Source organism: Variovorax rhizosphaerae (assembly GCF_037889975.1).
GTDB classification, from domain to species: Bacteria; Pseudomonadota; Gammaproteobacteria; order Burkholderiales; family Burkholderiaceae_C; genus Variovorax; species Variovorax rhizosphaerae.
Window position 1 is genome coordinate 220,578 of record NZ_JBBKZT010000005.1, and the last position, 16,148, is coordinate 236,725.

Here is a 16,148-nt window from a genome sequence, read left to right on the forward strand (position 1 = left end):
TCAACAAGCTGTTTGGGGGACTATGCAGCCCGCATCCAGCGTGGTTGAATGCAAAAATGAGTTACCCGAAGCTCAAGATCGACCAGACGATTCATGGGGCGGTTTTGCTGGCCGCCCTGGTGCCGGGCTTTGTCGACGCGCAGACGGCACCGGCCGAAGCGAATCCCAATGCCTGGCGCTATTCCTTGTCGGTTTATGGCTACCTGCCGAACCTCGGCGGACAGGTCGATGCCGTGACTTCGCCCGGCGGGCCGGGCATCCAGGTCAACGCCGGACAGCTCGCCGACAGCCAGAAATTCAGCTTCGCGGGTTCCTTCGGTGCCAACAACGGGCGCTGGGGTGCGTTCACCGAGGTCCTCAACCTGAACCTCGCGAGCGACAAGCCGTACAGCCGCGATTTCTCGCTCGGCGGCGGCCCGCTGCCGTCGAACACGGCGGCGGACCTCAGCCTGAGCATGAAGGGCTCGGTCTGGACCCTGGGCGGCGAGTACCGCGTGATGGCCGACCCGGTCCTGACGCTGGACCTGCTGGCTGGCGCCCGCATGTTCGCCATGAAGCCCACGCTGCGCTGGAACGTCATCGGCGACGCCGGGTCGCTGCAACCGGTCGGCCGCGTTGGCAGCACTTCGCCCGGAGAGACGCAGTGGGACGGCATCTTCGGCTTGAAGGGTCGCTACGCGATGGGCAACAACGGACGGTGGTCCTTGCCCTTCTATTTCGACGCGGGGACCGGCCAGTCGCACCTGACGTACCAGGCTGCCGCCGGCGTGAGCTATTCCTACCAGTCGATCGAACTCACCGCGATGTGGCGCTACCTGTCGTATGACATGAAGTCGGGCGCCCCGGTCGACAACCTGCGCTTCAATGGGCCGATGGTGGGCGCCACCGTCCGGTGGTGACGGCCTCAACCGCCAAACAGGTTCGCCGCGACGCCGCCGCCGTCGATCCGCACGGCAAACAAGCCGCCCGCCAAGGGCTCCGCTTCCAGTTGCTCGGCCGTCAGCCCGCTGGCCGCGCTGGTGATGAACATGGTGCTCATGTCGGCCCCGCCGAACGCGCAGTTGGTGATGTGGCGCGTGGGCAATACCAGGCGGTACAACTCGGCCGCGCTCACGGGGTCGTGGCAGGTGATGCACGAGGCGCCCCAGTGGGCAATCCACAGGCGGCCGGCCGCATCGGTGGTCATGCCGTCAGGGTAGCCGTCGTCCTTGGCGAAGCGCAACCACTGGCGCTTGTTGGAGAGGTTGCCCGAGGCGGTGTCGACATCCCAGGCGTAGACGCGCTGGGTCACGGTGTCGTTGAAGTACATCGTCTTGCCGTCCAGCGACCAGGTCGGGCCGTTGCTCACGGCAATGCCGGTCTCGTGCTTCGTGCAGCGGCCGTCGGGGTCGTAGCGGTAGAGGGAGCCCGTCGGCGCCACGCAGTCCCGGTCCATCGAGCCGCCCCAGAAGCGGCCTTGGGCGTCGCACTTGCCGTCGTTGAAGCGGTTGGCGGTCAGTTCGGGTTCGGGTTGATGCAGGTACTCGGGTTTGCGGTCGGGCCGGGCCGGATCGAACAGGGCGAAGCCGCGCCGCAGCGTGACGATCAGGCCGGGCTGGCTCGCGCGTTCTGCCACGGCGGAGATCTCTTCATCGAACTCCCAGCTTGCGCGTGAGCCGTCCGCCGGTGTGAAGCGATGCAGGCGACACGACACGATGTCGACCCAGTACAGCGCCTGCTCGCGCTGCGACCAGCAAGTGCCCTCGCCCAGAGTGGCGGCTGCGGCCCAGAGGCATTCGAGGGGGCCGAGCAAGGTCGGCGCGGGCAGGGCGGCGGTTTGTGTGTTCATGCAGTCTTGTTGTAGTTGTCGGGAAGGGGCGCCGGGAATCGTAGGGCAGTCCGGCGATACGAGCGAGGTGAATTCCGCGCATGAACCGTGATGGCCTGCCGGCCCCGTCGGGCGGTTGATTCGAACGCACGGCCCCTTCGACAACGCGTGGCGATATAGTCGCGCGCACCCCGCCATTGCAGCGGGAAAAGGGAGGAATCGACGATGAAGAAGTTCGTGATTGCATTGGCCGTGCTGGCATCTGCCGCGGCGCTGGCCGAAGAACCCGCGCAGGAAGAAAGCTCGGTCAAGAAGGCTGTGAAGAGCGCCACGTCGGGTGCCATCTCGCTGGGCAAGAGCATGATGAGTGGCGTGTCGGACGGCGTGACCGATGGCCGCAAGACCGGGGAGGCGGCGGACGGTGCTGTCCTGGTTTCCAACCTCGCGGAGTTCGAGGCGAAGGTCGATGCCAGGCTTTTGACCATTGCGGCAGCTTCGGACGACCGCGTCGATGCGGAGTTCGCACTCCGGAACCACGGCAAGAAGCCAGTGCGCATGATCAACCTGCAGAAGCGGGGCACCGTGCTGATCCTCGACAAGGACGCCTTTGCGCATGAGTTGTCCTCTGACACCACCAACCCGCTCGATGTGACCATTCCGGAGAACGCCGGCATCAAGGTCAAGTTCACCTTCAACGGCACGGCCAAGGACATGGTCGCCGTGCGGGTCTGGGGCAAGGAGTTCAAGAAATAGGGCAGGACGCGGCTGGCGCCTCGGGCGGCGTCAATCCACCTCCAGCCTCCGCCCATAAACCGCCAGGCTCTCACTCTTCAACGCATTCATCATGATCTTCGCCGCCGGCGACAGCAGACGGTCGGTGCGGGTGATGATGCCGAACATGTCCATGTGGCAGGGCAGTTCGATCGGCAGGATGGCAACGATGCCGTGCGAGGCGTAGTACTGCGCCACGTCGCTTGCCAGCACGGCGATCATGTCGCTCTGTTGCAGCATGCGGGTGATGAAAAGGAGGGCCGCGCTCTCGATCACGTTGAGCGGCGGCGGCAGGCCTTCCTCCTGGTACATCAGGTCGAAGCGGTGCCGCAACACGCTGCCCGCGGGCGGCACGATCCAGCCGGCCGACACCACGTCGCGCAGCGTCAGCCCGCTCATGCCCAGCAGCGGATGGCCGGGGCGGACCAGGGCGCATACCGGCTCCTCGGTCAGGGCTTCATAGCGCAGCTTGGACTTGTCGTGCTCCGCGAACAGGCGGGCCACGAGGATGTCGAGCTTGCCTTGCTCCAGGCGCTCCATCAGCACGGGGCTGGTCTCGATCTCCACCGAGATGCGCAGGTTCGGCTGCTCGCGCTTGACTGCGGCCACCGCGCCCGGCAACAGCGCCAGGCCCGGCGCGGTGATCACACCGACGTTCACCTGGCCGAAGCGGCCGGCCTTCAATGCGTTGAGTTCATCGTGCGCCTCGTTCAACGTGGCGAGCGCGACGCGGGCGTGCCGGATCATGGTTTCGCCATACCAGGTGGGCCGCATCCCGCGCGGCAGCCGGTCGAACAGCGACACCTCCAGCACGTCCTCCAGATCCTTCAATAGCTTCGATGCGGCCGGCTGGGTCATGTTCAGCACCTGGGCCGCGCGGTGGATGTTGCCTTCCTCGGCCAGTGCCACGAGCAGCAGCAGTTGGCGGGTCTTGAGTCGCGCACGGATGAACCAGTGCGTGTAGTGGGTCATGGGGTAAACGTCAATGCTGGAATTGATATCGATTCAAGCAAATTTACGATTTGAAAGATATCGGTGACATTCCTACACTCGCGCCACTTTGAAACGCAGTGATCTGACCCAACGCGCCCGCCATTACATCAATGGCCGCTGGGAGACAGGTGTGACCACCGGTTTGAGCGAAAACCCGTCGGACACGAGCGAGGTGGTGGCCGAGTACGCGCGGGCCGATCGCATTCAGACGGAGCTGGCGATCCGCGCGGCATCCGATGCCTTCAAGCACTGGAGTCATTCCACACCGCAGCGTCGCGCGGATGTGCTCGACCAGATCGGCAGCGAGATCCTCGCGCGCAAGGATCAACTGGGCCTGCTGCTCGCACGCGAGGAGGGCAAGACCTTGCCCGAGGCGGTGGCGGAGGCAACCCGGGCCGGTCAGATCTTCAAGTTCTTCGCAGGCGAGGCACTGCGCGCGGGCGGCGAAAGCATCGCCTCGGTGCGGCCGGGCGTGCATGTGGACGTCACGCGCGAGCCGGTCGGCGTGGTCGGGTTGATCGCGCCCTGGAACTTTCCGCTGGCGATTCCGGCCTGGAAGATCGCGCCGGCACTGGCCTATGGCAACACCGTGGTGTTCAAGCCGGCCGAACTGGTGCCGGGTTGCGGCTGGGCGCTGGCCGAAATCATCAGCCGCGCCGCCTTGCCGGCGGGCGCCTTCAACCTGGTCATGGGCAGCGGTCGCGAAGTGGGCCAGACGCTGGTCGACAGTCCGCTCGTCGATGCCTTGAGCTTCACCGGCTCGGCGGAGACGGGCGAGCGCATCCTGCAAGGCGCCACCGCGCGCCGCGCCAAGGTTCAGGTGGAGATGGGCGGCAAGAACCCGCTCGTGGTGCTGGCCGATGCTGACCTCGACAAGGCGGTCGATTGCGCGGTGCAAGGTGCGTACTACTCGACCGGTCAGCGCTGCACGGCATCGAGCCGGCTGGTGGTCGAGGCCAGGGTGTTCGACGCTTTTGTCGCGCGGCTGGGCCAGCGCATGGCGGCCTTGCGCGTCGGCCATGCGGTGGAGCCCGGCGTGCACATCGGCCCGGTGGTCAGCCGTGCGCAACTGGAGCAGAACCTAGCATGGATGGGCATCGCGCGGGACGAAGGCGCGGAGCACTTGTCGGGTGGTGAGACGCTGCAGCGCGCGACGGTCGGCCACTTCATGAGCCCGGCGCTGTTCCTGGCCAAGCCGGAGCACCGCGTGGCGCGCGAAGAAATCTTCGGGCCGATCGCCTGCGTTTTGCGCGCCGACGACTACGAGCATGCGCTGGCCCTGGCCAACGACACGCCCTTCGGCCTGTGCGCCGGCATCTGCACCACCTCGCTCAAGCATGCGATGCACTTCAAGCGGCATGCGCGGGTCGGCATGACGATGGTCAACCTGCCGACGGCGGGCGTGGACTACCACGTGCCCTTCGGCGGGCGCAAAGGATCGAGTTACGGCCCGCGCGAGCAGGGCCGTTACGCAGCGGAGTTCTACACCACGGTCAAGACGGGCTACACGCTGGCCTGATCGCGACCGGGGTCGAACATTTCTAGTAGTCATCACGCCAACCAGGAGAACATCACCATGAAACTGACACGCCGCACCCTGACCAAGGCACTCGCCGCCGCATCGCTCACGGGCCTGCTGCCGGCCACTGTCTTCGCGCAAAACAAGATCGTTCTCGGCTTCGCGCAGGTCGGCGCTGAAAGCGAATGGCGTACCGCCAATACGGAGTCGATCAAGTCGTCGGCCAAGGCGGCAGGCATCGAGCTCAAGTTCTCCGACGCGCAGCAGAAGCAGGAAAACCAGATCAAGGCGATCCGCTCGTACATCGCGCAGAAGGTCGACGTGATCGCGTTCTCGCCGGTCGTGGAAACCGGCTGGGACACGGTGCTGCTCGAAGCCAAGGCCGCGAAGATCCCGGTGGTGCTGACCGACCGCTCGGTCAACTCCAAGGACACCTCGCTTTACGTGACCTTCATGGGCTCGGACTTCACCGAGGAAGGCCGCAAGGCTGGCAAGTGGCTGGTCGAGAAGATGAAGGACAACAAGGGTCCGATCAACATCGTCGAGTTGCAGGGCACCGTGGGCTCGGCACCGGCGATCGACCGCAAGAAGGGCTTCGAGGAAATCATCAAGGCCGACCCCAAGTTCAAGATCACGCGTTCGCAGACCGGCGACTTCACCCGCGCCAAGGGCAAGGAAGTGATGGAAGCCTTCCTGAAGGCCGACAAGAACATCAATGTGCTCTACGCGCACAACGACGACATGGCCATCGGCGCGATCCAGGCGATCGAGGAAGCGGGCCTGAAGCCGGCCAAGGACATCACCATCATCTCGATCGACGCGGTGAAGGGCGCCTTCGAAGCCATGATCGCCGGCAAGCTGAACGTGTCGGTGGAATGCAGCCCGCTGCTGGGCCCGCAACTGATGAGCGCCGTGAAGGACATCAAGGCTGGCAAGTCGCTGCCCAAGCGCATCGTGACGGAAGAGGGCATCTTCCCGATGGAAGTGGCGGCCAAGGAATTCCCGTCACGCAAGTATTGAGCGACAGGATGCGCGGCACGTCGTGCCGCTGCTCCAACCCCTGGCGGGGGGCCACACCATCGGGCCGGCAAGGCCGGTTCCGCGGTGTTGCTGGAACGGGATTCGCGGCCCGGCAATAGCTGGCCCCGCGGTGCTTCCGGCACGAGAATCGCAGCCCGCACTACAACGCACAACACGCATACCCAAGGAGATCTCTAATGAAACGCACATTCCTCAAGACCTTGCTCGCCGGCATCGCCGCCACGGGCCTCATCGGCGTTGCCTCGCTCGCGCAGGCGCAGGACAAGGGCCCGATCGCGATCTCGATGCCGACCAAGTCCTCGGCCCGCTGGATCGCCGACGGCAACAACATGGTCAAGTACTTCAAGGAGAAGGGCTACAAGACCGACCTGCAATACGCCGATGACGACATCCCGAACCAGCTCGCGCAGATCGAGAACATGGTGACCAAGGGATCCAAGGTCCTTGTCATCGCCGCCATCGACGGCACCACGCTGTCGGACGTGCTGCAAAAGGCTGCAGACAAGGGCGTGAAGGTCATCGCCTATGACCGCCTCATCAAGAATTCGAAGAACGTCGACTACTACGCCACCTTCGACAACTTCCAGGTCGGTGTCCTGCAAGCCCAATCGATCGAGAAATCGCTCAAGCTGAAAGAAGGCAAGGGTCCGTTCAACATCGAGCTCTTCGGCGGCTCGCCGGACGACAACAACGCCTTCTTCTTCTACAACGGCGCGATGTCGGTGCTCGACCCCTACATCAAGAGCGGCAAGCTGGTGGTGCGCAGCAAGCAGATGGGCATGGACAAGGTCGGCACGCTGCGCTGGGACGGCGCGGTGGCGCAGGCGCGCATGGACAACCTGCTGTCGGCCTTCTACACCAAGGACCGCGTCGATGCGGTGCTGTCGCCGTATGACGGCCTGTCGATCGGCATCCTGTCCTCGCTCAAAGGCGTGGGCTACGGCTCAGCCTCGCAGCCCATGCCAGTGGTGACGGGCCAGGACGCCGAAGTGCCGTCGATCAAGTCGATGATCCGCAAGGAGCAGACCTCGACCATCTTCAAGGACACGCGCGAGCTGGCCAAGGTGACGGTGGCGATGGTGGAAGCCATGGCCTCGGGCAAGACGCCTGAAGTCAACGACACCAAGACCTACAACAACGGCGTGAAGGTGGTGCCCTCGTACCTGCTGAAGCCGGTGAGCGTGGACCTCAGCAACTGGAAGCCGGTGCTGATCGACAGCGGCTACTACACCGAGGCGCAGATCAAGTAAGGCGCCTGCCTGCCTGATTGCCTGCGGGGACTGACGGGAGAGAACAAGTGAACGACACCATTCTGGAGATGCGCGGCATCACCAAGACGTTTCCGGGGGTGAATGCGCTCGACAACGTCAACCTCGCGGTGCGCGCGGGTGAAATCCATGCCGTCGTCGGAGAAAACGGCGCCGGCAAGTCGACCTTGATGAAGGTGCTCAGCGGGGTCTACCCCGCCGACACCTACACCGGCGAGATCCACTACGAAGGCCAGCTTCGCCGCTTCAAGGGCATTGCCGACAGCGAGAAGCTCGGCATCATCATCATCCACCAGGAGCTGGCGCTGGTACCGCTGCTGTCCATTGCCGAGAACATCTTCCTCGGCAACGAGACAGCGCGCGGCGGCGTCATCGACTGGTACCAGGCCTATGCGCGGACGCGCGAGCTGCTGGCCAAGGTGGGACTGCACGAGCAGCCCACCGCGCTCATCACCAACCTCGGCGTGGGCAAGCAGCAGCTCGTGGAGATTGCCAAGGCCTTGTCGAAAGAGGTGAAGCTGCTGATCCTCGACGAGCCCACCGCCAGCCTGAACGAAAGCGACAGCGATGCGTTGCTGATGCTGCTGCTGGAGCTGAAGGCGCAGGGCATCGCGTCGATCATCATCTCGCACAAGCTCAACGAGATTGCCAAGGTGGCCGACTCCATCACCGTGCTGCGCGACGGTGGCACGGTCGAGACGATGGACTGCCGCACCACGCCGATCAGCGAGGACCGCATCATCCGCGGCATGGTCGGGCGCGACATGGCGCACCGCTATCCGCAACGCTCGCCGAAGATCGGCGAGACCATCTTCGAGGTGCGCGACTGGCGCGTGCACCATGAGCTTCATGCCGACCGCGAACAGATCAAGGGCGTGAACCTGCATGTGCGCAAGGGCGAGATCGTCGGCATCGCCGGCCTCATGGGTGCCGGGCGCACCGAGTTCGCGATGAGCGTGTTCGGGCGTTCCTACGGGCAGAAGATCAGCGGCACGGCCCTGATGCATGGCAAGGAAGTCGACCTCAGCACGATCCGCAAGGCGATCGACCACGGCATCGCCTACGTCACCGAGGACCGCAAGGGCTACGGCCTGGTGCTGGAGGAAGACATCCGCACCAACATCAGCCTGGCCAACCTGGAGGCGGTGTCGAGCGCGATGGTGATCGACGAGGGGCGTGAATACCAGGTCGCAGCCAACTACCGCAAGGCGCTCAACATCCGCTGCTCCGACGTGTACCAGCAAGTGGTCAACCTGTCGGGCGGCAACCAGCAGAAGGTGGTGCTGAGCAAGTGGCTCTTCGCCGAGCCGGAGCTGCTGATGCTCGACGAGCCCACGCGCGGCATCGACGTGGGCGCCAAGTACGAGATCTACACCATCGTCGACCAGCTCGCGAGCGAGGGCAAGGGCATCCTGATGATCTCGTCGGAGATGCCGGAGCTGCTGGGCATGTGCGATCGCATCTACGTGATGAACGAAGGGCGCTTTGTCGCCGAGTACGTGGCCGGGGAGGCCACACAGGAAAAGATCATGCGGGCCATTGTCAATTCGGGGAGTTCAGTCCATGACGAGTGAAGTGAAAGTTGCGCCGGCCGCCGCGGCGCCGGCCGTGCCGACGGGGGGCACCGGCTTCCTCAAGAACAACCTGCGCGAATACGGGATGCTGATCTCGCTGGTCGCGATCATGGTGCTGTTCCAGGTGCTGACCGACGGCACGCTGATGCGGCCGCTGAACCTCACCAATTTGCTGCTGCAGAACAGCTACATCGTCATCATGGCGCTGGGCATGCTGCTGGTGATCGTGGCGGGGCACATCGACTTGTCGGTGGGCTCGGTGTGCGGCTTCATCGGTGCGCTGGCGGCGGTGCTGATGGTGGAGTACGACTGGCACTTCGTGCCGACGACGATCGTTTGCCTCGTTGCGGGGGGCGTCATCGGTGCATCGCAGGGGTGGTTCGTCGCGTACTTCCGGATTCCGTCCTTCATCGTGACGCTGGCGGGCATGCTGGTGTTCAAGGGGCTGTCGCTGGCGCTGCTGGCGGGGCAGTCGGTCGGGCCGTTTCCGACGGAGTTCCAGCGCTTGAGTTCGGGCTTCATTCCCGATGTGCTGGGTGGTGAGTCGATGCGCACCACTTCGGTCGTGCTGGGTGCGGTGGCCGCGGCGGCCATGCTCGTCGTTGCGCTGCGCGGCCGGGTCAAGCTGGCTGCGCATGGCATGGCGCAGGAGCCTTACGCCTTCTTCCTGGTCAAGAACCTGTTCTTCGCGGGCGTGGTGCTGTACTTGAGCTATCTGCTGGCCTCGTACAAGGGGCTTCCGAACGTGCTGATCGTGATGACGGTGCTGATCGTGGCCTACGACTTCGTCACCAACCGCACCACCGTCGGCCGGCGCATCTATGCGCTGGGCGGCAACGAGAAGGCGGCGCGGTTGTCGGGCATCAAGACGCAGCGGCTCGCGTTCTTCACCTTCGTGAACATGGGCGTGCTGGCGGCGTTGGCCGGGCTGGTGTTTGCCGCGCGTCTCAACACGGCGACGCCGAAGGCCGGGCTGGGCTTCGAGCTGGATGTGATTGCGGCCTGCTTCATCGGCGGTGCATCGGCATCGGGCGGCGTGGGCAAGGTGATGGGCGCAGTGATCGGCGCCTTCGTGATGGGCGTGATGAACAACGGCATGTCGATCCTCGGCATCGGCATCGACTACCAGCAGGTGATCAAGGGCCTGGTGCTGCTGGCCGCGGTGTTCATCGACGTCTACAACAAGAACAAGTAAATGGCTTCTTCCGACGTCGCGCCCGTTCTTGAACTCACCGGGATCTCCAAGGACTTTTCCGGTGTGCAGGTGCTGCGCGATGTGCAGTTGCGGCTGTACCCCGGCGAGATCCATGCGTTGATGGGGCAGAACGGGGCGGGCAAGTCGACGCTCATCAAGGTGCTCACGGGGGTGTTTCCTTCGAGCGGCGGCGAGATGCGATTGGGCGGCGGGGCGATCAGGCCATCGTCGCCGCTGGAGGCGCAGAAGCTGGGCATCAGCACGGTCTACCAGGAGGTGAACCTGTGCCCGAATCTTTCGGTGGCGGAGAACGTGTTCGCGGGGCGCTATCCGCGCCGGGGCATGGCGCAGGGCTATCGCATCGATTGGGGCACGGTGAACCGGCAGGCCGAGGAACTGCTGGCGCGCATCGGGCTGGACATCGACGTGACGCGGCTGCTGTCGAGCTATTCGGTGGCGGTGCAGCAGATGGTCGCCATTGCGCGCGCGCTGGGCGTGCAGTCGAAGGTGCTGATCCTCGATGAGCCGACGTCGAGCCTGGATGACGACGAGGTGCACAAGCTGTTCGAGGTGCTGCGGCGCCTGCGTGGCGAAGGCTTGGCCATCGTCTTTGTCACGCACTTCCTGAACCAGGTGTATGCGGTGTCGGACCGCATCACGGTGTTGCGCAACGGGGCTTGGGTGGGTGAGTGGCGGGCCAGCGAACTGGGGTCGCAGGCGCTGATCGCGGCAATGTTGGGGCGTGAACTGGCGGCGCAGTCGGCGCGGCCTGCGGAACTGCCCGTGTTCGATGAATATGCCACGGCGCTGCTGCAGGCGGAAGGCGTGGGCCAGGCCGGGCAACTGCAGGCGATGGATTTGCGCGTGCAGGCCGGTGAGATCGTGGGACTGGCCGGGCTGCTGGGCGCGGGTCGCACCGAGCTGGCGCGACTGTTGTTCGGGCTGGAAGCGCCCGACCGAGGCGTGTTGAAGATCGACGGCAAGACTGAGAAGTTCGCGAACCCGGTGGATGCGATCCAGCAAGGTCTGGCCTTGTGCCCGGAGGAGCGCAAGACTGATGGCATCGTCGCCGAGTTGTCGCTGCGCGAGAACATCGCACTCGCCTTGCAGGCCCGGCTGGGCACGCGGCGCTTCCTGTCGAAGGCGGAGCAGACCGCGCTGGCGGAGAAGTTCGTGGCCGCGCTCGGCATCAAGACCACCAGCGTGGAGACGCCCATCGGCCTGCTCTCCGGCGGCAACCAGCAGAAGGCCATGATCGCGCGCTGGCTCGCGACCGAGCCGCGCCTGCTGATCCTCGACGAGCCCACGCGCGGCATCGACGTGGCGGCCAAGCAGGAAATCATGGAACAGATCCTCAAGCTGGCGCAGGCCGGCATGGCGGTGCTGTTCATCTCGTCGGAGATGAGCGAGGTGGTGCGCGTGGCGCATCGCATCGTGGTGCTGCGCGACCGGCGCAAGGTGGGCGAACTGCCCGGCGGCGCGAGCGAGGACGACGTGTACGAAATGATCGCGGCCGAACATGCCTGAAGCAACAACTCCCAATCCCTTGAACGCCTTGATGAAGCATCGGCTTGCCTGGCCGCTGGTCACGCTGTTCCTGCTGCTCGCGCTCAACACGGCCTTCAACCCGACTTTCCTGCACATCGAGGTGCGCAGCGGGCACTTGTACGGCAGCCTCATCGACATCGTGAACCGAGCGGCGCCGCTGGTGCTGGTGTCGCTGGGCATGACGCTGGTGATCGCGACGCGGGGCATCGACATCTCGGTGGGCGCGGTGGTGGCGATCGCGGCGGCGCTGGCGGCCTGGATGATCGGCGGCTCGGTCAAGCCGGATGTGAGTCGCTTTCCGATGTGGCTGGCGCTGATTTCAGCGGTGGCGTTGGCGCTGGCTTGCGGGCTGTGGAACGGGCTGCTGGTGGCCAAGGTGGGCATGCAGCCGATCATCGCGACGCTGATCCTGATGGTGGCGGGGCGCGGCATCGCGCAGCTCATCACCGAGGGGCAGATCATCACGATCTACTACGCGCCGTATTTCTTCCTGGGCAGCGGGTACCTGTTCGGATTGCCGTTCTCGGTGTACATCGCGGCGGCGGTGTTCCTGCTGCTGTACCTGGCCATCACGCGCACGGCCCTGGGTTTGTTCATCCAGGCGGTGGGCATCAATCCGACGGCGGCGCGGGTGTCGGGTATTCAGGCGCGGCGGCTGATCGTCGGGGCCTACGCGTTCTGTGGCATGTGTGCGGGGATCGCCGGGTTGCTCATCAGCTCGAACGTGAAGAGCGCGGATGGGAACAACGCGGGGCAACTGCTGGAGCTGGATGCGATCCTGGCGGTGACGCTGGGTGGTACAGCATTGACGGGTGGGCGTTTCAGTCTGGTGGGCAGCGTGATCGGGGCGTTGATCATCCAGACGCTGACGTATGCGATCTATTCGCTGGGTGTGCCGCCGGAGATCAACCTGGTGGTGAAGGCGGTGGTGGTGTTCCTGGTGATGTTGATGCAGTCGGCGGAGTTTCGGGGGACGGTGCGTAGCTTTGTGCAGCGGCCGGCGTTGGGGCTTCAGAAATGAGCGCGGTGTTGGCGAAGGATGCACCCTCACCCCGGCCCTCTCCCGCTGGCGGGAGAGGGAGGAAGACACTCAATCCCAAGTACTTGCCATTGGCGGCGACGATCTCGCTGTTTGTCGTGATGGCTTCGCTGGGGTCGGTGATGTACACCGGCTTCTTCTCCGCGCAGGTGTTCCTCAACTTGCTGATTGACAACGCCTTCCTCATCGTGGTCGCGGTGGGCATGACCTTCGTGATTCTGTCGGGCGGCATCGATCTTTCCGTGGGTTCGGTCATCGCGCTGACCACGATGGTGTCGGCCTCGCTCGTCGAGAAGCACGGCTGGAGCCCGCTCGCAGTGATCCCGCTGGTGCTGCTGATGGGCACGCTGTTCGGCGCGTTCATGGGGCTGCTGATCGAGCGCTTCCGGTTGCAGCCTTTCATCGTGACGCTGGCCGGCATGTTCCTGGCACGCGGGCTTTGCTATGTGATCAGCATCGACTCCGTCAGCATCCAGAACGAGTGGTACACGCAGGTCTCGCAGATCCGCATCCCGGTGTGGGGCGATGCATCGGTGTCGATCAGCGCGGTGATCGCGATCGTGGTGATGCTGGTGGCGATCTTCGTCGCGCACTGCACGCCCTTCGGTCGCACGGTGTACGCCATTGGCGGCAGCGAGAACTCGGCGCTGCTGATGGGCCTGCCGGTGCGCTCGACCTTGATCGGCGTCTACACGTTGTCGGGCTTCTGCTCGGCACTGGCCGGCGTGATCTTCACCTTCTACATGCTCTCGGGCTATGGGCTGCATGCGGTCGGGCTGGAACTGGACGCCATCGCGGCCGTGGTGATCGGCGGCACCTTGCTCACGGGTGGCGTCGGCTATGTGGCCGGCACGCTGTTCGGCGTGCTGATGCTCGGCATCATCCAGACGCTGATCTCCTTCGACGGCACGCTGAACTCCTGGTGGACGCGCATCGTCGTCGGTGCATTGCTCTTCGTGTTCTGCCTTCTGCAACGCTTCTTCACCTCGCGCTCCCCAAGGCGCTGACCCTCCACATCGGACATCCATGACCAACACCCGCTCCAACCCGCGCTATCGCGGCATCTTCCCGGTCGTGCCGACCACCTTCAACGAGGCCGGCGAACTGGACCTCGAAAGCCAGAAGCGCTGCCTCGATTTCATGATCGACACCGGCTCCGACGGCCTCTGCATCTTGGCCAATTTCTCCGAGCAGTTCCTGCTGTCGGACGAGGAGCGCGAGGTGCTCACGCGCACGGCCCTCGAACACGTCGCGGGCCGCGTGCCGGTGATCGTCACGACCACCCACTTCAGCACCAAGGTCTGCGCCGAACGCAGCCGCCGCGCGCAGGACATGGGTGCGGCCATGGTGATGGTGATGCCGCCGTACCACGGCGCGACCTTCCGCGTGCCGGAGCCGAAGATCGAGGAGTTCTACGCGCGGCTGTCGGATGCGATCAACATCCCCATCATGGTCCAGGACGCGCCGGCGGCCGGCACGCCGCTGTCGGCCGCGCTGCTTGCACGCATGGCCCAGCAGATCGAGCACCTCGCCTACTTCAAGATCGAGACCGCCGGCGCCGCCTCCAAGTTGCGCGAGCTGATCCGCCTTGGCGGCGAGGCCATCGAAGGCCCTTGGGATGGCGAGGAAGCCATCACGCTGATGTCGGACCTGGACGCCGGCGCCACGGGTTCGATGACCGGCGGCGGCTACATGGATGGCATCCGTCCGATCATCGAGGCGCATCGTGCAGGCGACCGCGAGAAGGCCTTCGCGATCTACGAAAAGTGGCTCCCGCTCATCAACTACGAGAACCGCCAGGCTGGCTTCCTGGCCGCCAAGACCTTGATGAAGGAGGGCGGCGTGATCGCTTGCGAGGCGCCGCGACATCCGTGGCCGTCGATGCACCCCGACACGCGCTCGGGATTGCTGGAAGTGGCCAAGCGCCTCGACCCGCTGGTGCTACGCTGGGGTCGATGAATGACGCGCCGCTGCTGAACAGTTCAGACGTTCTCCGTCACCTGTGGTGGATGGCAGGCTTGCCCGCTGAGGCGCTGCGATTCGCCCACCTGACGGGCAGCGACCCGGTCTTCCCTTCTTCCTTTGCGGTCGGCACCGCAGCGCAAGCCACCATCGCCGCTGCCGCGCTCGCAGCCTGCGAACTTGGCCATGTGCGCGGCGCCGCTCGCCAGCAGATGACGGTCGACATGCGCGAGGCCGCCATCGAATGCACCGGGTGGTTCAGCCTCGACGGCCAGGCGCCGGACATCTGGGACGCGTTCTCCGGCCTCTACCGTTGCGCCGACGGCCATGTGCGCGTGCATGCCAACTTTGCGCACCATCGTGAGGGGGCCTTGCGCCTGCTCGGCCTGGACCCGGCGACAGCGCAGCGCGCCGATGCGGAGCGGGCGATGCTCGGTTGGCGTGCGCTCGACTTCGAGGACGCCGCCGCCCGGCGCAAGCTCGTGGCCACCGCGCTGAGGCGCTTCGACGATTGGGACGCAACGCCGCAAGGCCAAGCCATTTCCACGCAGCCGCTGTTCACCATCGACCGCATCGGCGATGCGCCACCGCTGGCCTTGCCAGCTCTGCGCGACGACCAACGCCCGCTGACCGGCCTGCGCGTGCTCGACCTCACGCGCATCCTTGCCGGCCCCGTGGGCGGCAAGGCGCTCGCCGCCCACGGCGCGGACGTGATGCTCGTCAACTCGCCGAACCTGCCCAACATCGTGGCCATCGCCGACACCAGCCGCGGCAAGCTCAGCACGCACGTCGACCTGCACAGCGACACCGGCCGCGATGCGATGCGGCGCCTCCTCGCCGATGCGCATGTGTTCAGCCAGGGCTATCGCCCCGGCGGGCTGGAGGCCTTGGGATTCGGCCCGGAACAGGTCGCGCGCCTGCGACCAGGCATCGTCTGCGTCTCGCTCACGGCCTACGGCACACAAGGCCCGTGGGCCAGTCGACGCGGCTTCGATTCGCTGGTGCAGACCGCCATGGGCTTCAACCATGCGGAGGGCGAAGCCGCCGGCGACGGCAAGCCGCGCCCCATGCCGATGCAGATCCTCGATGAAGCGAGCGGCTACCTCATGGCCTTCGGCGCCGCCGTCGCGCTGGCGCGCCAGCAAGGGGAAGGCGGAAGCTGGCATGTGCAGGTGTCACTGGCACAGACCGGGCAGTGGCTGCGCTCGCTCGGTCGTGTATCGGGTGGACTGTCGGCCGCAAGGCCCGATGTGCAGCCGCAAGTCGAGACCACGGACTCCGGCTTCGGCCGACTCGCGGCCTTGCGCCACAGTGCCCGGCTGTCCCGCACACCCGCCGGATGGACTCGCCCGTCGATGCCGCCAGGCACGCATCCGCCCGTCTGGCCGCCGACTGCGCGCTGAAAGGCGCGCACCCGTCGGCATGCCTGCC

At 65.3% G+C, this 16,148-nt stretch carries 14 protein-coding genes; 12 read left to right on the forward strand and 2 right to left on the reverse strand.

Annotated elements, in window-relative coordinates:
* Nucleotides 1-56 precede the first annotated feature (56 nt).
* The gene (locus tag WKW82_RS12515; RefSeq protein WP_340342608.1) at nucleotides 57-899 is read left to right on the forward strand and encodes a hypothetical protein; all 843 of its coding nucleotides are present in this window, start codon (nucleotides 57-59) and stop codon (nucleotides 897-899) included.
* Between the two features lie 5 nt (nucleotides 900-904).
* On the opposite strand, the gene WKW82_RS12520 is transcribed toward WKW82_RS12515, so the two are convergent.
* A complete protein-coding gene (locus WKW82_RS12520) occupies nucleotides 905-1,828 on the reverse strand; it encodes an SMP-30/gluconolactonase/LRE family protein (RefSeq protein ID WP_340342609.1) in 924 nt (307 codons plus the stop codon).
* 204 nt (nucleotides 1,829-2,032) lie between these two features.
* Here WKW82_RS12520 and WKW82_RS12525 point away from each other — a divergent pair, with 204 nt between their 5' ends.
* On the forward strand, nucleotides 2,033-2,560 hold the full coding sequence (locus tag WKW82_RS12525; RefSeq protein ID WP_340342610.1) for a hypothetical protein: 528 nt from the start codon (nucleotides 2,033-2,035) through the stop codon (nucleotides 2,558-2,560).
* Between the two features lie 30 nt (nucleotides 2,561-2,590).
* Here the strand turns inward: WKW82_RS12525 and WKW82_RS12530 are convergent, their stop codons facing one another.
* On the reverse strand, nucleotides 2,591-3,550 hold the full coding sequence (locus tag WKW82_RS12530) for a LysR family transcriptional regulator (protein WP_340342611.1): 960 nt from the start codon (nucleotides 3,548-3,550) through the stop codon (nucleotides 2,591-2,593).
* An 88-nt stretch (nucleotides 3,551-3,638) separates the two neighbouring features.
* Between WKW82_RS12530 and WKW82_RS12535 the strand changes: the two genes are divergently transcribed.
* From WKW82_RS12535 to WKW82_RS12580, 10 genes are all read left to right on the forward strand, one after another.
* Nucleotides 3,639-5,090, forward strand: coding sequence for an aldehyde dehydrogenase family protein (locus tag WKW82_RS12535; RefSeq protein ID WP_340342612.1), 1,452 nt, complete (start codon nucleotides 3,639-3,641; stop codon nucleotides 5,088-5,090).
* Nucleotides 5,091-5,147: 57 nt separating this feature from the next.
* Nucleotides 5,148-6,110 (forward strand): ABC transporter substrate-binding protein, encoded by a 963-nt coding sequence (locus WKW82_RS12540; protein ID WP_340342613.1) that lies wholly within the window; start codon nucleotides 5,148-5,150, stop codon nucleotides 6,108-6,110.
* 197 nt (nucleotides 6,111-6,307) lie between these two features.
* Nucleotides 6,308-7,381 (forward strand): multiple monosaccharide ABC transporter substrate-binding protein, encoded by a 1,074-nt coding sequence (gene chvE / locus WKW82_RS12545; protein WP_340342614.1) that lies wholly within the window; start codon nucleotides 6,308-6,310, stop codon nucleotides 7,379-7,381.
* Nucleotides 7,382-7,449: 68 nt separating this feature from the next.
* On the forward strand, nucleotides 7,450-8,973 hold the full coding sequence (mmsA, locus tag WKW82_RS12550) for a multiple monosaccharide ABC transporter ATP-binding protein (protein ID WP_340342838.1): 1,524 nt from the start codon (nucleotides 7,450-7,452) through the stop codon (nucleotides 8,971-8,973).
* Entirely contained in the window at nucleotides 8,963-10,168 is a 1,206-nt protein-coding gene (gene mmsB, locus WKW82_RS12555; protein WP_340342615.1) for a multiple monosaccharide ABC transporter permease, read from the forward strand. The genes mmsA and mmsB overlap by 11 nt, the downstream gene beginning before the upstream one ends.
* Nucleotides 10,169-11,695, forward strand: coding sequence for a sugar ABC transporter ATP-binding protein (locus WKW82_RS12560; protein ID WP_340342616.1), 1,527 nt, complete (start codon nucleotides 10,169-10,171; stop codon nucleotides 11,693-11,695).
* Nucleotides 11,688-12,737 carry an ABC transporter permease gene (locus WKW82_RS12565; protein WP_340342617.1) on the forward strand — a complete coding sequence of 350 codons (1,050 nt, stop codon included), beginning with the start codon at nucleotides 11,688-11,690 and terminating at the stop codon, nucleotides 12,735-12,737. The genes WKW82_RS12560 and WKW82_RS12565 overlap by 8 nt, the downstream gene beginning before the upstream one ends.
* Nucleotides 12,734-13,762: a galactofuranose ABC transporter, permease protein YjfF gene (gene yjfF, locus WKW82_RS12570; protein WP_340342618.1), complete on the forward strand. Its 1,029-nt coding sequence runs from the start codon at nucleotides 12,734-12,736 to the stop codon at nucleotides 13,760-13,762. Before WKW82_RS12565 ends, yjfF begins: the two co-directional genes overlap by 4 nt.
* Before the next feature lie 19 nt (nucleotides 13,763-13,781).
* Nucleotides 13,782-14,714, forward strand: a complete 933-nt coding sequence (locus WKW82_RS12575) for a dihydrodipicolinate synthase family protein (protein WP_340342619.1) — start codon at nucleotides 13,782-13,784, stop codon at nucleotides 14,712-14,714.
* Entirely contained in the window at nucleotides 14,711-16,120 is a 1,410-nt protein-coding gene (locus tag WKW82_RS12580) for a CoA transferase (RefSeq protein ID WP_340342620.1), read from the forward strand. The genes WKW82_RS12575 and WKW82_RS12580 overlap by 4 nt, the downstream gene beginning before the upstream one ends.
* Nucleotides 16,121-16,148 lie beyond the last annotated feature (28 nt).